At 41.5% G+C, this 20867-nt stretch carries 15 protein-coding genes; 5 read left to right on the top strand and 10 right to left on the bottom strand.

Annotation, left to right across the window (positions count from 1 at the left end; translation table 11 throughout):
- Window positions 1-3: 3 nt before the first annotated feature.
- A complete protein-coding gene (locus FTU70_RS05420) occupies window positions 4-4515 on the bottom strand; it encodes a translocation/assembly module TamB domain-containing protein (RefSeq protein WP_180060233.1) in 4512 nt (1503 codons plus the stop codon).
- A gap of 21 nt (window positions 4516-4536) precedes the next feature.
- A complete protein-coding gene (locus tag FTU70_RS05415; protein WP_180060231.1) occupies window positions 4537-7341 on the bottom strand; it encodes an autotransporter assembly complex family protein in 2805 nt (934 codons plus the stop codon).
- A 175-nt stretch (window positions 7342-7516) separates the two neighbouring features.
- On the opposite strand from FTU70_RS05415, the gene FTU70_RS05410 reads away from it, so the two are divergent.
- Window positions 7517-8836, top strand: a complete 1320-nt coding sequence (locus FTU70_RS05410) for an MFS transporter (protein ID WP_167846059.1) — start codon at window positions 7517-7519, stop codon at window positions 8834-8836.
- A 4-nt stretch (window positions 8837-8840) separates the two neighbouring features.
- Window positions 8841-9476, top strand: a complete 636-nt coding sequence (coq7, locus tag FTU70_RS05405; protein WP_004973212.1) for a 2-polyprenyl-3-methyl-6-methoxy-1,4-benzoquinone monooxygenase — start codon at window positions 8841-8843, stop codon at window positions 9474-9476.
- A gap of 313 nt (window positions 9477-9789) precedes the next feature.
- On the opposite strand, the gene FTU70_RS05400 is transcribed toward coq7, so the two are convergent.
- The 8 genes from FTU70_RS05400 to FTU70_RS05365 form a co-directional block, all read right to left on the bottom strand.
- Complete coding sequence (locus FTU70_RS05400) at window positions 9790-10227, bottom strand: 2-amino-4-hydroxy-6-hydroxymethyldihydropteridine diphosphokinase (protein ID WP_167846061.1); 438 nt, start codon at window positions 10225-10227, stop codon at window positions 9790-9792.
- Window positions 10184-10564, bottom strand: a complete 381-nt coding sequence (folB, locus tag FTU70_RS05395) for a dihydroneopterin aldolase (RefSeq protein ID WP_019838257.1) — start codon at window positions 10562-10564, stop codon at window positions 10184-10186. The genes FTU70_RS05400 and folB overlap by 44 nt, the downstream gene beginning before the upstream one ends.
- Window positions 10565-10716: 152 nt before the next feature.
- A complete protein-coding gene (locus tag FTU70_RS05390) occupies window positions 10717-12015 on the bottom strand; it encodes an AarF/ABC1/UbiB kinase family protein (RefSeq protein ID WP_026438367.1) in 1299 nt (432 codons plus the stop codon).
- A gap of 58 nt (window positions 12016-12073) precedes the next feature.
- The gene (locus FTU70_RS05385; protein ID WP_096900943.1) at window positions 12074-12802 is read right to left on the bottom strand and encodes a HesA/MoeB/ThiF family protein; all 729 of its coding nucleotides are present in this window, start codon (window positions 12800-12802) and stop codon (window positions 12074-12076) included.
- Window positions 12803-12965: 163 nt separating this feature from the next.
- The gene (locus tag FTU70_RS05380) at window positions 12966-13676 is read right to left on the bottom strand and encodes a hypothetical protein (RefSeq protein WP_180060229.1); all 711 of its coding nucleotides are present in this window, start codon (window positions 13674-13676) and stop codon (window positions 12966-12968) included.
- Between the two features lie 255 nt (window positions 13677-13931).
- Window positions 13932-15578, bottom strand: a complete 1647-nt coding sequence (locus tag FTU70_RS05375; RefSeq protein ID WP_131260808.1) for an AMP-binding protein — start codon at window positions 15576-15578, stop codon at window positions 13932-13934.
- Between the two features lie 276 nt (window positions 15579-15854).
- Window positions 15855-16991, bottom strand: coding sequence for an acyl-CoA dehydrogenase family protein (locus FTU70_RS05370; RefSeq protein ID WP_004973203.1), 1137 nt, complete (start codon window positions 16989-16991; stop codon window positions 15855-15857).
- Window positions 16992-17139: 148 nt separating this feature from the next.
- Window positions 17140-17910 (bottom strand): 3-hydroxyacyl-CoA dehydrogenase, encoded by a 771-nt coding sequence (locus FTU70_RS05365; RefSeq protein WP_004973201.1) that lies wholly within the window; start codon window positions 17908-17910, stop codon window positions 17140-17142.
- Between the two features lie 142 nt (window positions 17911-18052).
- On the opposite strand from FTU70_RS05365, the gene FTU70_RS05360 reads away from it, so the two are divergent.
- The 3 genes from FTU70_RS05360 to FTU70_RS05350 all read left to right on the top strand — a co-directional run bounded on the left by FTU70_RS05360 (window position 18053) and on the right by FTU70_RS05350 (window position 20804).
- Entirely contained in the window at window positions 18053-19078 is a 1026-nt protein-coding gene (locus tag FTU70_RS05360) for an AraC family transcriptional regulator (protein WP_178865887.1), read from the top strand.
- A 260-nt stretch (window positions 19079-19338) separates the two neighbouring features.
- On the top strand, window positions 19339-19689 hold the full coding sequence (locus FTU70_RS05355; RefSeq protein ID WP_104852119.1) for a hypothetical protein: 351 nt from the start codon (window positions 19339-19341) through the stop codon (window positions 19687-19689).
- A 203-nt stretch (window positions 19690-19892) separates the two neighbouring features.
- Window positions 19893-20804: a bestrophin family protein gene (locus FTU70_RS05350; RefSeq protein WP_004973196.1), complete on the top strand. Its 912-nt coding sequence runs from the start codon at window positions 19893-19895 to the stop codon at window positions 20802-20804.
- The last annotated feature ends 63 nt before the right edge of the window (window positions 20805-20867 follow it).

Genomic DNA, 20867 nt, shown 5'->3' with positions numbered 1-20867 from the left:
CCGTTAGAAGCGCCAGTTATAGAAAATATCCACTGCGCGTTCTAAAGCTTGGCTGGCTTCTAAGTACAGTCGCTTATTCATTTGATAACGCAAAGTCAATTTATTGACAGGTGTGAAAACCCCCACACCATAACGAATAAACAAGTCTGGGGTGATATAACCCGTCAAACTGACTTGGGTATCATCGCCTGTACCTTGGGCATCAAGTGCCAAACCACTTAAACCGAAGGTACGTCCAATTTGATTGGTCAAGGCACGTGTACCACCCAATCCCATACTAATACCTGCCGCTGCAATAGTATTGTTGACGTCTGACTTAAAGCTTTCGGTCTGACTTAAACCACTGGTACCTTCATTGATACGACCTGTGATCAAAGCATTTAATGCTTCTTGTTCAGATAAGCCTGCATCGTTATAGACCTGAATGTTCGGACTGCTGGCTGTGCCTGTAACTCTAAAGCCGACCATGCTGCCCTGTACATTTTTATTGGCATCCATATCTAAAGTTGGGTTAGAAATTGGGCCATTAAAACGCGCAATGGCACGGTTCAAATCCAGACTTTGTCCATAGGCTTCAATTTTCACACGCTGGCTGACCCCAATCGCACCATTGGCACGCATCGCAGTTTCTAAACCACGTTGAGATAAATACAAACGTCCAATCAGTGGAATACGGCTATTAAAACCTTGGAAAATGACCAGATCACCCAAATTCAATTCAAGATCGGCACGAATATCCCATGGACGAGCTGAACGTAATAATGCCAGTTGATCTTGTCCTTCATGTACCACACGCACATCCGAAGACACGTTAACCACAGGTGCAGACACTTCAGGCATAGAAATTAAAGCCCGAGGTACATCTACACGTCCTTTTAAACTCAGTTTTTTCTGGAAAGGTAAAACATCTAAGGATACATCTGGCGTAATCATTGCAGTAATTAGCGGTGCTTGACGAATTAATAAGTCTTTACCGTTTAAATTTAACTGAATACGCGGATCATTTTTCCAATCCACACTGCCCGTTAAACGCCCTACACCACCACCGCTGTTAAATGCGCCATTAATGCTGGCTTGATCTTGGCGGATAGAGGAATAGACCTGCACATTGGTCAGATTTACAGGTAACGAAATCATGCTGATCGCACCATCTTTCAGGCGCATTTCACCTGTGAGCAATGGTGAAGTTAAAGTCCCATTGATCTTGCCAGCAAAGGACAAAATGCCTGCCATTGAGCGCACATCGGCAATAAACGGTTTAAAGACTTTGAGTTGTACCTGATCAAAGGCAATTTCGCCGCGCATTGGCATATTTTTGGTGTAAGGATCAATCAGCACATTGGCATAACCCGTACCAATTTCAGGCGTTTTCACATCTATACGTAATTTCAAGCCTTCGGCAATACTTTTTGCGACCACTGCCACTTGTTCATAACGCAAGGTAGAGCCGATATCCTGTGGATCGTCCGCAGCAAGTCCAATGACGCCATCACGCGTGACCAAATGTGCATCAATTTTTGGCTTCTGTCCTTTTGCCCACGCCGCTTTGGCATACCCATTAACCTTGCCTGTAATCGCCAAACCTTCAGGCATAAATGCAGAAAAGTCATTTAAGTCTAAGTTTTGAGTCACAAATGATGCATTGGCTTTGGTTTTACTCACACGAATAGGTTGATCAAAACACAATTGGCTTTGCTGACTCATCCAACAATGCGCACCAACATACAACTCACTGGTTCTATGTTGATATATCACGGCCGCGTTTTGGCGCTGTGCCAAGTGGGTTCTTAAGGAGTCAAAATCTCCTTTCTGAATTTGTCCCATCCAATCATTTTGTGCATTTAAACCACCCGCCAATTGTATATAAAACTTACTCAGCTTATTTTCGGCTTCTAGTTTTAAAATATGTGCCTGACGTGTACCTGCTAAAGAAATCTGCCCTTGCTCGATGCCACGGTTGCCACTGCGTAAATTTTCCATGGATGCCGTCATCAGCGTTGGCGTATTTTCAGAGGTTGGCAATTCACCTTGTAGGCGCAATTTACGCACGCTGAAAATATTATTTACACTGAACTGATCAACAGCGAAATTGGCAGTGGCTTGTAAGCGTGGCTGCGACTGCACATTGATATAGCCATACGCACGTCCACGTAAACCTGAATAGATTTCGTATAAAGCAGGCGCATTGACTTTAATACGCAGATTTTGTGCATTCCCCGTTGCTTGTAACTGATTTTTGGCATAAGACAAAAATAGATTATTGGCTTCAAACTGTTGTGGTAAAAAGCCTTTTTGATTAGCATCAATCAACATGGCTAAATTCCCCGTACCACGTACAGGTTTATTATTGAGCATGCCTGCCAAATTCAGACGTTCAATGTTGATCCGTTTTTGAGTGTCTGACCAAATACCTTGAGTGCGAATATTGCCCGATAATTCACCACGTACACTGGACACAAAATAGTGCGGCTTAAAGCGAATTAAAGAAGCGTTTAAATTCCAGCTCACCCCCTGATTCAAATGCAGCAAACCATCCGCCACAATTTGCCCTGCAACACCATTATGGCGTAAGTCGCTAATTTTAATTAGTTCCGGCGTACCCGATAATTTTAGTTTTAAATGTCCTTCACTGCCTTGAATGGCACTGGCATTTAACCCACCATCATAATTCACGGCAAAACTTTTAAAGCCACCACCAGCTTTCACATCATGGAACAATAAAGCGATGGTGCTTTGCCCAGTTAAATGTACGTTTTCATTTTGATTGACCAAACGCCCTGTCAAATTAATATCTTTCAAATGAATAATTTGCTGATTCGGCAATGCAAAACCATTGGCTTTAAACTGCCCATTTAACACATTAACAGGTGCTGCGGTGCTGATACTTTGCGGATTAAAGTTTTTCGCAGCCAATACTGCATTCCATTTCAACTGACGTTTGTCGGTTGGTAAATCAATGACGGCGCTGCCTGCCAAATGACTATCTGCGGTATCAAATTTAAAATTAGGAATATTTAAGCGATTATTCTTTAAATTCAGTTTAGCTTGGTACATACCTGCAGGTAACATGGTTTTTTCATGTGTGCTGACTTTGGTCGCCACAAAAATATCTTGCTGACCTTCTACCAAGGCCATTTGCACATCACCCAATTCACTTTTTAACCAACCCACATACGGCACAGCACGGTCTATGTTGTTCCAGCGCACATCAAGCAACATCGGATTTGCCGCTTTGCCCTGCGCAGGTTTTTGATCGAGTTTTAAATTCCAAGTTTCATATTGGTCAAAATCGACTTGTGCAGTTAAGTGTGTGCCTTTTTCCAAATGACCTTTAGATGCTAAATTGGCATCTAAACTTGGCGGTAAAAAGTCTTTGACCACTTGAGGAATTAGTGGATCTTTAGGATTAATTTTATCCAGACGTCCTGTTAAATCCCAATTGACTTTTTTATCCCAACTGACAATGCCCGCTACATTGGCAGCACCTTGCATAAGTTGTGCATTTAAATTACTGATATTCAGTTGATGAACTAAATCGGTATACATCAGACCTGTATATTGACCTCTAGGGATGTGTTTACCGCTCAAATCCGTATTGACATCAATATCTAAACGCTTGATATCGCCTTTAAATTTAGCTGCACCTGCTTGGGTAAAAAGTTCCTGCTCGGTCAAAATAGGCCAACGGTAGTTTTTAAATTGTAACTCACCAAACATTGGCACTTGCTTACGCATTGGATGCAACACTACCCATCCCGTGAGCAAATCAGGCGTATTTGTTGCAACACCCGCCTGAATCGTGTCGAGTGTGCCTTTGCCTACTACTTTAATATCGTGAATATTTAAGCTGTCATGTAAAGAGGGAATATTTAAATCACCCACCACATTAAGCGGATATTTACCTTCAAATTTCATATCGCCTGTGGCATTGCGTACATTCAAATATCCCATATCCATATTGGAATCTTCAAATTTCAGTTCTGTACCCGACCACAAGGCATTATTTAAATGAATATCGTAAAAATCGACCTGCGTACCAGAGGCGGTTTGAATCAATAAATGATCGACATCGGCAGTATCTAAACGCAAAACAAAAGGTAAGCGAATTTCATTGAATTTGAATGGATCATCACTTGGTGGGCCTTTCGGATAAATCCGCAGATTACGCACATCGGCACGATTGAGATGGATTTCTTTATCTAAAATGGCACGCCAACCAAGAATGACATCGGCACGGTCAATTTTGACATCAACAGGTTTTAAACTGACGATGATATTGCGTAGAATAATCCCGCGCCATAAATTACCGCCTTCATATTCATAATGAATAATTTCTTGGCGCTGCAATACGCTGTCTAATAAGAACTTTGAGCCACGGTCTGTTGAGAACATCACCACCAAAGCGGACACCAATAAAACCAGCATCAACAGCAGTGACAGTAAAACACTCCTGAGTATTCGACGCTTTTTAGGTGGCGTTACTGGAGTTTCTGGTTGCTGTTCAACTTCAGCCATAATGTTCTCTAAGTCTTAAATTTATAGTTGAGAGCCAATAAAGAAATGTAAACGGATTGGATGGTTATCATCTGAAATACCAGAAGCCACATCAATCCGAATTGGGCCAATTGGTGATGCCCAACGTACCCCCAAACCTACGCTATATTCGGTGTCGTTGCTAAAGTCTTTATCGTAAGCATTACCAAAATCACTAAATACTGCTGCGCGCCACCCCTCTTTAAATTGAAAGTTATATTCTAATGAACCAACCGCCAAAGCCTGACCTCCAATTTTAAAGCCTTCAATTTGTGGTGTTAAAGACTTGTAGTCAAAGCCACGTAAAGACTGGTCACCACCAGTAAAATAACGCAAATTATAAGGCACTTTATTAAAATCTTCGGTGTAGATATAACCTAAGTCACTGCGTCCGACAAACTGATGATCGTCATTTTCACCCAATGAATAAATAAAACGCCAACCTGCATTTAGAATGGCTAAATCTGCATCGCTGAGCAGTGATTCACTCCCCAGTTCTATTTTATAAATTTGGCGGAAACCTTTGCTTGGGTTAACACGACGGTTACTGTCGGTACGTGAAACTTCATAGCCAAGCAATAACGATTGTTGCTCGACATCACCATTGGCAATAAACGCATCAGGCACTTTTTCCAAAAATACAGTGCCATCTTCAGTTAAGCGATCCAGTCGATAACGCAAGCCAAAAGTATGTTGCCAACTGCCCATTGGGTTTTTAATCACACGGTCTACACCTGCAACCGCAGATTCAATCATCAAGCCGCCACCTTGTGCAACATCGTCACGTTCTTCACGCTCATAACCGCCAACCAACGCGACATAATCATTCAAGGGATGGTTATAAGGAATATTATAACGTCCATCAATGGCTTGACGAATTTGCGAAAGCTCTAAGTTGGCATCGAAAGAGTGACCACGTTTATTGACAATGGCACGGCGATATTGCCCACGCAAACGCACGCCTGTGTCAGTTCCGTAACCTGCACCGACTTCGGCACTATTTAAGCGGTCTGCATTTAAAGTCACAATCACAGGAATTTTTTTGTCTATGCGTGCTTGCTGTTTTAAGCGTTCTTCTTCTGATTGTTTGTCTTCTTGCTGTGCTTGTAGCATGCGCAGCTTATCGTTGCTCGCACCTTCTTCTGTGCCAGCAAATTCAGCTTCGTTCACCACAGATTGCGTCACTTCCTGAGATGACGCCACCCGTTTTTGATCGACGACTGTGGCATCGTAAACTGAGATTTTTTGTTGATCGACCAAAGCCTGAATATCAGGTGGCAATTCCAAAGGATGCTCTACAGGATCAGGACGGATCGTATCAACTAAGGTGTAGTTGAAATAACGCGAGTTGGTGAGGTTATTGGCCAAACCATTTACACGCCAAAAAGTATAGTCAGCATTGTCCTGCCAAGTGACCATACTTTGCAGAATATCCATATCCAAAGGGAATTCTTGATTTGGATCGCTCATACGAAATTCAACATTTCCGAGTTTATAACGCTCGCCTGTTTCATAACGTAAATTGATATCGGCTGTATTTTGAGGTTGAGCGACTTTAACGTCATGCAAACGCCAGTAACTGTCAAAATAACCGTTATCTGAAGCGGCATCGGTAATTCGTTTTTTGGTTTGCTCATACAAACCATGATTAAACACATCATCTACTTCTTGATCAGGCAAGACACCAATAACCTGAAATTGTGCCTCGTATTGTCCTTCACCTGTAAATTCAATATTTTGCTGTTTAATCGCCACAGGTGGATTTGGCACAACCTGCACACGCACGCGGCTATCACTGAGTTTTTCAAACTTAAACTCGGCATTATAAAAACCCACCGCCTGCGCAGCCTGATTTGACAATGTACGCAGTTGCGGCAATGCCGATGGAAAATCTGCAAAAGACTCCTGGGTAAAACTGGACAGTTTGGCCTTAATATTGGCACTTAACTGATCTACCGCTGTACGATAAGCATCGGGCGATACCTCTCCAATTGAGTTTTGTGTACCATTGACACCATTTGCGGTAATGACCACATCTGCACTAATACGCGGCACTTTGGCTGTATTTAGCTCACGCGGTGGACGGACTTTATACAGTAAACGTCTGAAAAAACCGGGTTTATCGGCATTTTCCACCTGCGTCATCCAGCCCAATTCAGCCATTAAGGTATCGTTAGGATTGGCTTCCACTACAAAATTACTGTCTGCCTGAATATTGGTTATGAGCTGATCGACATTTACAGGTGCTTGATCAATTTGCAGTAGCTCCTGCTGTGTTGCGTCTTTAACCAACGTTTCTGGCACTTGACCATTGCGGTCTAGCATCGCTTCTTGTTTGGCTTGTTCTGCCACCTGAAAAATTTCATTGGCAAGCCCCTGATCTACAGGTGCAATGGGTAAATCTTCTAAGTCTTCAAATTCGATAGGCTGAAATTCAGCAAAAGATGCCCCTGCCTGTTGTTGCTGTTGCAGCATTTCTAGACTATTAAATTCAGGTGTTTGCGCTTGCTCTAAAGCTTCTTCTATTTTTTGTAGATCTTGGGCACTGTCTTTACCTTGTGCTGCTGCCAGTTGTTTAATTTCTGCAGCTAAATTTTGTGCTTCTTCTGCAGTTGGAGTCTGTAGCGGTACAGGATTTTCAGCAAGCTGAGCGTTTGAATTGGGTACAGTAAGACTTTCTGCAAAACTTGAAGATGCAACTAAACCTAAAAACAGACTTAGTCCGAGCTTTTTCGGCATATTCCAGCATAAAATTGCATGCATACTGGAACACAGTACTGATTTTTTAAAGTTTGTATTTACAAGCATAAAAAACTCTAAACTGATTTAATTTTTATGGAAAAACCCCAATGAACCCGCGTACAAACACCAATTTATTTGATTTTTTCATCAGTGAAAAGACTTGAAACATCATACATGATTTTCTGTACTATTATATCAAGCGGTCACATTTCTTAATAAAACTAAACGAAGTTAATCACGCATGGAAAAAAATGAACATTTGTTGAGGAGTCGTCGCTTTTTGCCGACGTTTCTCACTCAATTTTTTGGCGCACTCAATGATAACGTGTATAAACAAGCGCTGCTTTTAGTCTTTACCTATGGTCTGATTAGCCAGCAATCTGCAAATGTCAGCACCTTGAATAATTTAGCAGCCTTGTTGTTTATTTTGCCGTATTTTATTTTTTCTGCCACCGCAGGACAATTAGCAGACAAGTATGAACGTGCCCAATTGGTGCGTGCCATCAAACTGCTTGAAATTGTCATCATGCTGATTGGTACCGTTGGTTTTATTTTAGGAAATTTGTGGCTATTGCTGATTGCCTTATTTTTAATGGGCGCACAATCGACCTTTTTTGGCCCAATCAAATATGCCATTTTGCCTGAAGTACTCAAACCGCATGAACTGATGTCGGGCAATGCAATTTTCCAGTCAGGTACATCCATTGCAATTTTATTGGGGATGATTTTAGGCGGTGCAGTGATTTCAGTATCTGCAGGCAATTTAGTCTGGATTAGCTTAACTGTGGTGATTATTGCACTAATTGGTTATGCCTCAAGTCGTTTTGTGCTGACGCAGCGCGTCACGGCACCCGACATTCAAATTGACTGGAATTTTTTCCGCACCAGTTTCCAGACTTTAAAATATGCCAAAAGCCTGCCGATGATTTTTTTGATCTTACTTGGAAACTCTTGGTATTGGTTTTATGGGGCAACGTATTTAACCCAAATTCCACAACTCACTCAACAAAACTTGCATGCTTCTGAAAATGTGGTGAGTTTATTACTGACACTCTTTTCTGTCGGTATTGGCGTAGGTTCTTTGCTCTGCCGTAAAATAGGCGGTACCGAGGTCAATATTAAAATGGTGCCTATTGGCGCAGTCGGTTTAACCGTCTTTGCTTTTTATTTGGCAGGCACATTGGCTTTTGTACCAGAAAAAACAGGCGCACTACTGGGCTTAGCCGAAGTCTTTCAGCAAGGCTGGAGTTATTATCATGTCATGTGTGCAGTCACTTTACTGGGCATTAGTGGCGGTTTTTACATTGTGCCCTTGTATGCCATGATGCAAGCCTATTCCCCTCGCTCGCACCGCGCACGTGTGGTCGCAGCCAACAATATTTTAAATGCGGTATTTATGGTGTCATCTGCCATTTTTTCGATTTTAATTTTAAGCATTTTAAAAATTGATTTAAAAATTTTATTTAGTATTACGGCTGTTTTAAGTGCTGTTTTCACCTTTTGGCTCTTGTTAAAGCTCAAGCCAATGTTAGATACTGCACAGGACTCTTTGGAGGATTAATTTCATGCGTCATTACACAGGCATCGACAAGTTTATTCATTCATTTGACCAAGCCTTACGTAGTTTAGTACCTGGCACAACTTCGGCTCAACGTGAAAACCCGGGCAATACGGTTGAAACCAAATTGGCTGTGAGTGAAGCACGTCATGTTGCAGGCTTAATGCGAGTAAACCATAGTGGTGAAGTCTGTGCACAAGCCTTATATCACGGTCAGGCTTTAACTGCGAAATTGCCCAATGTACGTCGTGAAATGGAACAGGCTGCAATTGAAGAACAAGACCATTTGGCGTGGTGCGAAGACCGCTTAAAAGAGTTAGACAGTCACACCAGTTTGCTTAATCCTGTATGGTATGGCTTGTCTTTTGGGATGGGTGCAATTGCAGGTATTGCGGGCGATAAATACAGTTTGGGTTTTGTGGCAGAAACTGAACGTCAAGTCAGCTTGCATTTAGAACATCATATTAGCCAATTGCCTGAACAAGATGATCGTTCACGTAAAATTCTAGTCCAAATGAATGAAGATGAATTGCATCATCGCGATACGGCGCTCAAAGCAGGTGGTGTAGATTTGCCTGTACCTGTACGTTTGACCATGACTGCGATTTCCAAACTCATGACCAAGACCAGTTATTATATTTAATGAATTGATAACACTTAAACGCTCACGATTGTGGGCGTTTTTTTATGCCAACAAATAGAAAAATAGCTCAATTAAAACGATCAAAAAATAACAGAGAAAGAGCCGATTTTGAGTTATCCCAAGATTTATCCGCAGATTTTGTGGATAGTTTTTAAGTGCAAAGCCGTATAAATACAGAAAAATATTATTTTTGATGGTTTTTCATACAAACATATCAGCAAGATATGACACAATGATGTAAGCCGAAATCAGATCACGTTTCACAACCAAAATTTAAAAATGCATCACTGATCTGCCAATTTTACTGGCTGATTTACTCTTCACAACTCACAATGGGATAGTCATGCGCAGAATGCACAAAAGCCTCATCTTGCCAAATATCCCACATTGGAATTTTAACATCTAAAGCAAGTGGCATTTTTTTCGGATTGAATTGCATTTGAGCTAAATTTTCACCCCACGCAATAATATCAATATCCAGCGGAATGTCATGCGATGGGCGCACACGCCCTGCTGCAACTTCCAATTCCTTAAGGATGACGTTTAGATGCTCAAAGCTTAAACGGCTTTTTAGCAAACAAGCAGAATTCCAATAGTCTGCACCAATCCCATCACGGCATGGAATCAGATAAATATGCGAAAATTGCACTTCACCCAATGCAGCAATTTGCTGATAGGCACTTTTAAACTGACGTGGTGCTTCGCAGTTACTCGCCAAAGCGAGAGCAAAAATCGTTTCGGTGGCGTTCAAGACGAATTCCTACAGAATTGGCTTCTGGAATAATGGCAGGTTTGCGAATGGTGATGGTAATGGATTCAACTGCGGCAAAAGTCGTAAAAAGTGCATCCAATACCAATTGTGCTGCATGCTCAATCAATTTGGGTGCAGCCTGCTGAATCACTTGCGCTGAAATGCTGCAAATTTCTGCATAATTGAGCGTGTCTTGCAACTCATCTGAAGCTGCAGCTTGGCTTAAATTGGTGGCAATGATCAAATCCAACATGAGTGGTTGTTGAATTTGACGCTCCCATGCAAAACAGCCGACGACTGTTTCTACCTTTAAGCCTTCAATGATAATTGCATCCATGACCACACTCTATATTTCATTTTAAATCCTTCTATCTCTGTCTATTGAAAGGGATATTTGCCGTATTTTAAAGCCACACTGAACTCATAAAACAAAAGATCGGTGGCTTTAAAACATGCAACCAGAAGGCTTGATTCGCCCAATATGGATAATTAATGCTTTAACAACAAATTCGGATCAATGCTTTGTACCATCTGCAATCGTTGATCGGCATAAATATCGGTATAAGGTGCTAAAACGCGCATGAAACGGTCAAAGTACAGCATTTGCTTGAACAGTAAAGCAAAGTCACGCGGGAAACGAATCCCATGACGCTCACCCACAGCAACCATATCGAGCATAATGTCATTTAAATCGGCAGGGTTAGAAGTCAGCAACTCTTGAGGATCGGCCAGCAATACGCCACTAAATAAACGCTCTAAATCTGCTGCCAAAACCTGAGTATCAATTTGCTTGTCGGTCATGCCCATTTTGAGCATATTTTCAGCCATAAGCGTGTAGTTGGTATTTTGTAGAGCATCCATAAAAGCCATACATGCAGTCCACACTTCAGGATTCAGCTGTCCAACAATACCAAAATCAATAAAGCCGACACGCCCATCTTCAAGCAACATCAGGTTGCCTGCGTGTAAATCGGCATGGAAACTGTTACACATCATCAAGCTACCAAACCATGTATTCATGGCAGTAATCAACACTTGCGATGGATCGTTAGATACTTGTTTCACCACGTCAAAATCGGTCAAAGGTACGCCATACAAACGCTGCATGGTCAATACGCGACGGGTGGAATATTGATGATAGACCTTAGGTGCAGTGGCTTTTGTATTTTGGGTTAAATTCAGATAATTAATAAAATCATCTAGGTTACGTGCTTCTTCAATAAAGTCGACTTCACGCACCATACGGGTTTTGATTTCTTCGACAATATCGGCCAATGACGCAAATTTGACTTTAGGTACAGCTTTTTCGAGCAGTTTAGTCGCCCAGTGCAAGACGTTTAAATCGGTATAGAGAATGGTTTCTACACCCGGTTTTTGCACTTTAATCACTACATCTTCGCCACTCACCAATTTTGCAGCATGTACTTGTGCGATAGATGCTGAAGCTAAAGGCTTTTCATCTATTGAGGCAAATATTTCATCTAAATTGCGCCCTGCAAATTCAGATGCCAATACTTGCTGTACATAGCTAAACGGTAAAGTTGGAGTTTGGTCTAAACAACCTTGAAATTCTTCGACATATTCACGTGGGAACAATGACGGTGTACTGGCAATAAACTGCCCAAGTTTAATGTAGGTTGAACCTAAAGATTCAAATGTTTCGCGCATGAGTTTGGCATTACTTGGCTTTTCAGTGGCATATTTAATGCCTGCTTTGGCTGCCACTACGGCAGTTTCACCCATGCGAGCAACTGAACGTAAACCATCTAACCAGATATTATTTTTCATCATGTCTGAGTCATATTAAAGTAGTGAGAGTTTAACAAAAAATTGCCAAGTAAAAAGGCTATCTTGCCTGACAAACTGGACAGTTGTGGTCTTGATCAAACGACAATAAGCGTTGTTTCATGCTTAAACCATCCCAAAGTAATAGCTTTTGTTTCAGCGCGGTGTTGCCTAAACCCAAGTACAATAAGGCATGATGCGCTTGTAAACTGGCCATGACGTTGGGAGTGGTTGCCAATACGCCACTGTCAGCGCAGCGCAAACTTTCATTGGCATGTTGTTCTTTCGGGAACAGACATTCATAGCAAGCAGAATCACCTTCGACCATGAACATTTGCCCTTGAAAACCAATGGCAGAGGCACTGAGTAAAGGTACATTCAATTGTCGGCAATATTGATTGACCAAATATCGGGTACTGAAATTATCACAACCATCTAAAACTAGGTCTTGTTGGGCAACTAAAGTGCCTGCATTTTGCGCATCTAACAGCGTGGTTAAACAAACAATCTCGATATAAGGATTAATTTGCATTAATCTTTTTGCGAGAATTTCGGCCTTATAAAAGCCTAAATCTGCGGGGGTATAGGCGATTTGTCGTTGCAAATTACTGGTTTCAATCACATCAGCATCAATCAGAGTGATTTTTCCCACGCCTGCACGTGCAAGTAATTCTGCGCTTAAACAGCCAATCCCGCCACACCCCACAACAAGTACGTTGGCCAGTTTTAATTTTTCTTGGGCTTCAATATCCCAGCCATCCAATAAAATTTGTCGGCTATATAGATGCATTTCTGCATCGCTCAATTCCAACTGAGTATCGAATATGCTTTCCAAGAAAATGCCCTATTCTGCAAAACCAAAACGCCAAGTATAACGGGTATTCAAAGCAAACCGCCATGACGGCGGTTGAATTGTTGCGTATTTGAACAGATGGAGATGTGCAACGACTTGCTTAAAAGTGCATCCGCATGCCTACGTTATAAGTAACGCCATCGGCATCGCCTATATATTCATTATAATAGGCAATTCCACCATTCCAGTAACATACCGTATTCCCGACTTTGTCTGAGGTTGTCCCATCTTTACAGGTGGTATTCGAGGTGCTGTCATATAACCATTTATAACCGGCAGTGGCGTAAATCGAGAAATCAGGAACAAAGTTCAAACCGACTTCTACGCCCACAGGTAAAGTGACAAAATTGACATCATTGGCAAGCAGCTTTGAACTTGCGCCGCTATAACCTAGACCTGCGTATGTATTGAAATAAAAACCATGATAGCTGATCAGGTTTAAATTCCCGCCCATATTGAATTCATAATAATCCAAATCGTATTCATTGTTTTTTAAGAATTCCAATCTGCCATAAAAACCTGAGCGATGTGGCGTGGTGGAAACACCCAAAGCAAAACCATCTAGTTCTACTGTATCGCCACTGTCAAAATCTGCTTCAAAATTGGCGTATTCGGCAAAGACTGCATAATTTTTTTGTGGCGTTTTTGCTGCTGGATAGCTGGAATAGGCTGTACTTTCAGCAGTTGGCGCTGGGTTCCAGTTTTGTGCATAACTGCCAGAGGCACACAACAGTAAAGCTGCGCCCATCCATATCGACTTCGTAAATATCCGCTTTGACGGCTGCGTGAAATTTAAATGAGCTGTTACCATGATGTTCTCCCCCAATATGTATTGCGCTGCCTACATGCTTTTATCGTAATCGAAGTACATGCAGCCTTGTTCATTGTGTCAGCATAAAGTTGAAAATATCACATCACCAATATGATGCACACATTTTCTATCGATTGAGTTCGTGCTTGCATAATCGGGTGGTTTAAATAAAGAATACAGATTTAAAAAAACGCCAATCTGTATGAATGGCGTTTTTCTTATGGCGCAATAATTAACAGGGCCTATTGGCTGAATTTAGCTCACTTTTTTAAAAGCATTTTGTTTTGCAATTTCTTGTTGCTTCAATAAATTACGCTGAATTTTTCCACTGGATGTTTTAGGCAAACTGCTGACAAATTCAATTTCTTTAGGATAGGCATGTTTCGATAAGCGTGAACGCACATACTGTTGCAGCTTTTCCTGCAATGCAGTGCTTGGTTGATATTGATTTTTTAACACCACAAAGGCTTTTACCACTTCTGTACGCTCTGGGTCTGGCTTACCAATTACTGCGGATTCAAGCACTTCCTCACATTCAAGCAAAGTACTTTCTACATCAAAAGGCCCGACACGATAACCCGAAGTTGTAATGACATCGTCTGCACGACCAATAAAATCAATCCCACCAAATTCATTTAAACGTACCGTATCACCCGTTAAATAATACTGTCCCACAAATGATTTACGGTCATCCCCATCGTAACCTTTGAACCACATTAAAGGCGATTGTGATTCATCCAGTGCAAGTGTGCCAATTTCGCCGTGAGCGACTTCCTGATGCTGTGCATTTAAAACCGCGAAACGATGTCCGGGAATAGCATAACCCGCAGAACCTACTTTTTTCTGATGTTCCAGTGCATGATGATTGGCAATCACCATCCCCAATTCGGTTTGTCCATATTGATCATAAATATTGACTTGTAAATCATGCTTAAACCAATGAATCACTTCTGGTGTGAGCGGCTCGCCTGCACTGCTAACCACACGCAGATGTCGTTGAATATCACCATCAAACTTTTCTTTAAAACCAAAGAACATTCTAAATGCGGTTGGTGAACCTGTTAAATTACTCACCTGATATTTACGGATAATTTCCAGTGCATGATCAACACTAAATGGACGTTCATCCATAATAATGCTATGCCCCAAACTCAGTGGCCCTGTAATACCGTAATACAAGCCATAAGCCCAACCAGGGTCGGCTAAATTCCAAAATGAATCTTCTGCTCTTAAATCGACTGCATGCTGCATATAACCTTTAAATGCCACAATGGCTTTTAAAGGCACAGGTACAGATTTAGCTAAACCCGTAGTGCCTGATGTAAACATCATCAGAAAATCATCTTCAAAACTGCGATACACGGTTTCAAAGTAGGTGTCTTGAGTGCTTAGAACTTGCCAAAAATCTGTATCATGATTTTGAGCTTGATTTGCTGCGTCCACAGTTAAAATTTTCACATTAGACAAGGCATTTAGTTTTGGACGCTGCTCAGTATTGGTCACAATGAGCTGCGTCTTTGCAGTTTGAATACGGTGCTCAATCGCTTTAGATTCAAAGGCTGTAAATAAAGGCTGATACACTGCCCCAATGCGCCATGTGGCAAAAACCGTAATTAACAATTCAGGCGTACGCGGCAATAATCCTGCAATACAATCACCTGCTTTTAAGCCCAGTTGAGTAAAATAATTTGCCAATTTTCCAGATGCTTCTGCCAGTTGATCAAATGTCCACGATGCAGTTTGACCGTGTTTGCCTTCCCAAATTAAGGCAGTTTGTTGAGTACCCGTATAGCGTCCGCAACATTCTTCATAGGCATTAAGTGCCGTTGGCGTTCCTGCCAATTGGGTTTGAATCAGTTGCTCAATATCAAACTGTTGATATGCCTCTTGCAAAGTTTTCATTCTTTTAAGCTCCGTCTTAAACTGATGACACTGCAATTCATTTGCAGCAATATGCGTTATTGTTTTAACCGTTTTTACAAGTTAGGATTGAATCGCTCTTTAAAATTTAAATTAGGTTTGCTGTGTTGAAGTCGATCATGCAACGCAATCACGACATGATCTTCGCGTATTTTTCAATCAAGTTAGCTAAACATGATTTGAACATTTTCTCAATTTCCACATCCTGCAATAACCTTGCAAGCTTTGGACACCGACTAAAGTTTTAGATACTCAGCTTTAACGCTTAGTCACTTCACGTGCAATCACCAAACGCTGAATATCGGATGCACCTTCATAAATTTGGCTAACGCGCACATCGCGGTAAATACGTTCAACTGGGAAATCAGATACATAGCCATAGCCCCCATGTATTTGAATCGCATCTGAACACACACGCTCTGCCATGGTTGAAGCAAAAAGCTTGGCCATAGATGCTTCTTTTAAACACGGTAAGCCTGCATCTTTGAGGCTTGCGGCATGTAGAATAAGCTGTCGTGCAGCTTCAATCTGTGTTGCCATATCTGCCAAGCGAAACGCGACTGCCTGATGTTGCACAATTTCAACTCCAAAAGCTTTACGCTCATTGGCATAGTCCACGGCTGCATCTAAAGCTGCTCGCGCCATACCCACCGATTGCGCGGCAATACCAATACGCCCCGACTCTAAATTAGAGAGTGCAATTTTGTAGCCTTCACCTTCTTGCCCCAATAGGTTTTCTGCAGGAATACGGCAGTTTTCCAACACGATGGTGGCGGTATCGGAACAGTGCTGTCCCATTTTGTCTTCTAAACGTGCCACGATATAACCTGGTGTGTTCGTCGGGACTAAAAAGCAGGAAATGCCTTTTTTACCCGCAGTTTTGTCCGTTACAGCAAAAACTAAAGCAACATCTGCATATTTGCCTGTGGTGATAAACTGCTTGGTGCCATTTAAAACCCAATCCTCGCCATCTTTTTCAGCTTTACATTCAATCGCGCTGGCATCAGAGCCGACTTGTGGTTCAGTTAAACAAAAGCAGCCTAACCATTCGCCTGTTGCCAGTTTAGTTAAATATTTTTGTTTTTGCGCCTCTGTGCCGTAGCGTTGTGTAATTCCGCATGGCAATGAGTTTTGCACACTCACAATCGTTGAAATTGCACCATCACCCGCAGCAATTTCTTCTAAGGCTAAAACGAGAGATACATAATCTAAACCTGCACCGCCCCATTCTTCTGCAACGGTCATGCCCAAAGCACCTAGCTCACCCAGTTCTTTTAACTCCTTTGCAGGGAATTCAGCAGTTTTATCACGTGCCGCTGCAGTTGGTTTAAGCTTTTCCTGTGCATAACTGCGCAGCATATCCTGAATCATTTTTTGTTCATGGCTTAAAATCATGGTGACCCTCTGTTTATATGGTAGATGTTGTTTTTGTCAGGAATGCGCGCAACATCCTTGTGCTGTATTGCAACGGTTTTTTAGTATCCAGTTTTTCAATACTTGAATTTTTGCTTAGGCTATTTTATGGATATAGCATCGTCATAACTTATTTCGGTTGCATACGAATTGCGCCATCCAAACGAATCACTTCACCGTTTAAATAACCATTTTCAAAAATATGACCCACCAATTGCGCAAATTCTTCAGGCTTTGCCAAACGTGGTGGAAATGGCACCATTTGCCCTAAAGCATCTTGCACATGCTGTGGAAATGCTTTCAGCATCGGGGTTTCCATAATACCGGGGGCAATCGTCATCACCCGAATGGCTTCACGTGCCAATTCACGTGCCAAAGGCAGCGTCATCCCCACAATTGCACCTTTCGATGCAGAATACGCACTTTGTCCAATCTGCCCATCAAATGCTGCAACCGAAGCAGTATTCACAATCACACCACGCTCTTCTTCATCGGCGGCTAAGTCATATTTCGCCATCAGTTGTGCCGCAAAACGGATCATATTAAAACTGCCCGTGACATTAATATTCAGCACTTTTTGGAACATTGCCAAATCATGCAAACCATCACGTCCCAAGACTTTGGCAGACGGTGCAATGCCTGCACAATTCACCAAGCCATTTAACTGTCCGTATTTTTGCTCAATATGGTTAAAAAGCTGCTGTACTTGGTTTTCATCGGTCACGTCTACAGCTACGAAGTCTGCATTTTCGCCCAATTGCTGTTGAAGCTGCTGCCCAAGTTCTTGATTCATATCAACCAAAATAACTTTTGCACCTTGCGCAACTAAATGTTGTGCAGTCGCAGCGCCTAAACCCGATGCACCACCCGTGACCACACAGACTTTTCCTTGAATTTTCATTTTATTTTCCTTATAAATTTTCAGGTTGATACAACTTAAGAAACAGATTAATCACACTCAAGCTAGAGTACAATTTCCAAACCCTGCATCGACTATGATGTATTTGAACACTCAACTTGTAAATGGAATACCACGCCATCCCATGAATGCAACTCAGCTCACTTACAGCAAAGGTACAATTTCAATTGCTTTAGTCCATGAAGCTTTGCATACTGCACAGCAACGCGGTATGGATACGCATGCGATTTTGCAGACGGCGGGTATTCCTGCAGAGCTGTTACATTCCAACAAAGCGAGGGTGTCAATTCTGCAATATGGTCAATTGTGGATTGCACTGGCAGATGCCATGAACGATGAATTTTTTGGCATGGACAGCCATGCTATGCGTCGTGGCAGTTATCAACTCTTGTCTAAATGGGTGTACCAAGCAGAGCATTTAAAGGCCGCATTACAGGACATTTTAAATTTCTTTAATTTAATACTGGATGATTTTTCAGGTGAATTAAACGTAGATGGTGAATATGCAATCTTAACCATTCACGATAAAGATCAAGTGAAACCGATGTTTAGTTATGCCACTTATTTAATGCTGATTCATGGCTTGATGTGCTGGCTGACAGGACAACGTATCGCTATTTTAAACATGCAACTCAAATGTGCTGCCCCGCAGGATGATGCTGATTATCGTGTCCGTTTCTGTGATGAAATTGAATATGCGTGTACAGCGCATAAGATTTATTTTGAGGCAAAACATCTTGATTTAAAAATCAAGCAGGATAAAAAAAGTTGGAAACGCTTTTTAAAACAAACACCTTTTAACCTTTTGGTGCGTTATAAAAACCCACATGCGCTGAGTCATAAAATCCGTAAACAATTAATGCGATTGCCGCCGAGTGAGTGGTTAGAACTGAACGAATTAACCCAACATTTCAATATGTCTGAAGCGACGTTCCAACGGCGTTTAAAGCAGGAAGGCACCAGCTATCAGCAATTAAAAAATGAAATCCGTCGAGATACGGCAATTGAATTGTTGAGCAAAACCCAACAATCACTTCAGGAAATTAGCGATCAATTAAATTTCCATGATCCTAGCGCTTTTCATCGTGCCTTTAAAAAATGGACTGGGGTCAATCCTGGTGCATATCGACAATATACCGAAAGCTCATAATTGAAAGCTCATAATTGCGTGACTTATCACCTACTACTCAGCCACTATTTTGTGTATTTTACAAACAACTTAATTATAAAAGAAAACTCATCGCTGTGATTTCAAGGTTGAGCAGTGAACTGGACGTTCATCGGCACTGCATTGTCAAAGTATTAAATTTAGTTTACTTTTCAATCAATTTAAAGCATAAATTTTATGCAATTCGGCTGTCATACTCCCCCTGTAATATTAAATGTACGAGCATCTTTGGAGGTTTCCCCATGCTTAAGATGATGGATGTACTTGAACACAATCTAGTTCAAAATTTCTCTCACTCCCTCAACCAAGCTTCTGACCAATTAGATGAATTACTCAATCAAAGTATTCTAAATACCTCAGAAGAACAGTTACGCAATGTCATGTCTGCGTTTTTCAAACGTGAAGATGCACTTGAAGCAGCGCAAGCCCTAGATATTTGCCAAGAAGATTTACAATCTTTACAAGCAGGTTTAGCACTCAAAGATGAACACCTGTGCGATACCGCTAAAATTGTTGCACTATGTTTAGCTTTAGAAACAGACAGTTTGGCACAAGTTGAAATTCCAGACTGTTTGCAAGATTACCCGATGTAAGCTAAAACTTTGAGCATTCAGTTGCTGAAAGTATTTAAAAAGTGATGTCTTCATGGCATCACTTTTTTATTGGCTGTTGCAATAATAAATAAGAAAAATTGACTTTAAGCCGCTTGCTGCTTTTTGAATCAAAAGCTAGCTATCATCTTGCCAAGCGTTGTTTGTCTATGAAACACTAAGGACAGCTTCAAGGATGCATCAAGATGATTATTCGCAATAAAAACAACAGTTTTACCCTACTGTTTGCATGGTATGGGACAATTTTACCCACGGTCTTACCTGCACTTGCAATTGTGGTCTTCCTTTCTACGGTCTTAGTGTATTTGTCTTCTCACCACTTTTTTCAAGTGCCGAGCGTACCAGCCATTGGCTTTACCATTTTCGGTATTATTTTGTCTATTTTCCTCAGTTTTAGAAATAACGCCAGTTATGAACGTTGGTGGGAAGGTCGAAAATTGTGGGGGACGTTAATTGCAACATCACGGCATATTTCACGTGACTCATACGTACTGCCAGATCAACAGCGTCGGGTCTTGATGTATCGGGTCATGTTGTTTAGTAATTTATTGCGTAACCGTTTACGCAATCAAAACCAACCTATCGATTTTTATCAAAACAAAGTCAACCTCACATCTGCAGATTATGAAGCATTATTTCCGCATATTAATGCCGCACAGTTTATTTTAGAAAGCATTCAAAAAGAGTTAGTCAGCGCACTGAAAACAGGTGAAATTTCCGATATTATTTATCAAGGCTTGAATCAACATATTGTTGAATTGGGTAATGTGCAAGCAGGTTGCGATCGAATTCTCAGCACACCCTTGCCTTTTTCTTATTCAGTCTTGTTGCACCGCACTGTGTATTGCTTCTGCTTTATTCTGCCTTTTAGTTTAGAAGCAAGTTTAGGAATCTGGACACCAATTTTGGTGGGTTTAATTGCCTATTTATTCTTAGGTTTAGATGCTCTCAGCGAACAACTTGAAGAACCTTTTGGCCTGCAAGACAATGATTTACCGCTCAACTCCATGGTGCGATTAATTGAACGGGAAATGCTGAGTTCACTTGGCGAAGAACTGCCACCTGCAATTTTGGCAGTGAAAGGCAACCTAAGCTGACATCAGTTGAGTTGAGGCTCATAAATTGGTCTTGCACTTAAACTTTGCTAATCATTCGTCTAT

The organism is Acinetobacter sp. YH12135, from assembly GCF_013418565.1.
Classification (GTDB): Bacteria; Pseudomonadota; Gammaproteobacteria; order Pseudomonadales; family Moraxellaceae; genus Acinetobacter; species Acinetobacter towneri.
Note: the sequence above shows the minus strand (reverse complement) of the source record. Positions and strands in the feature narration are given on the sequence as shown.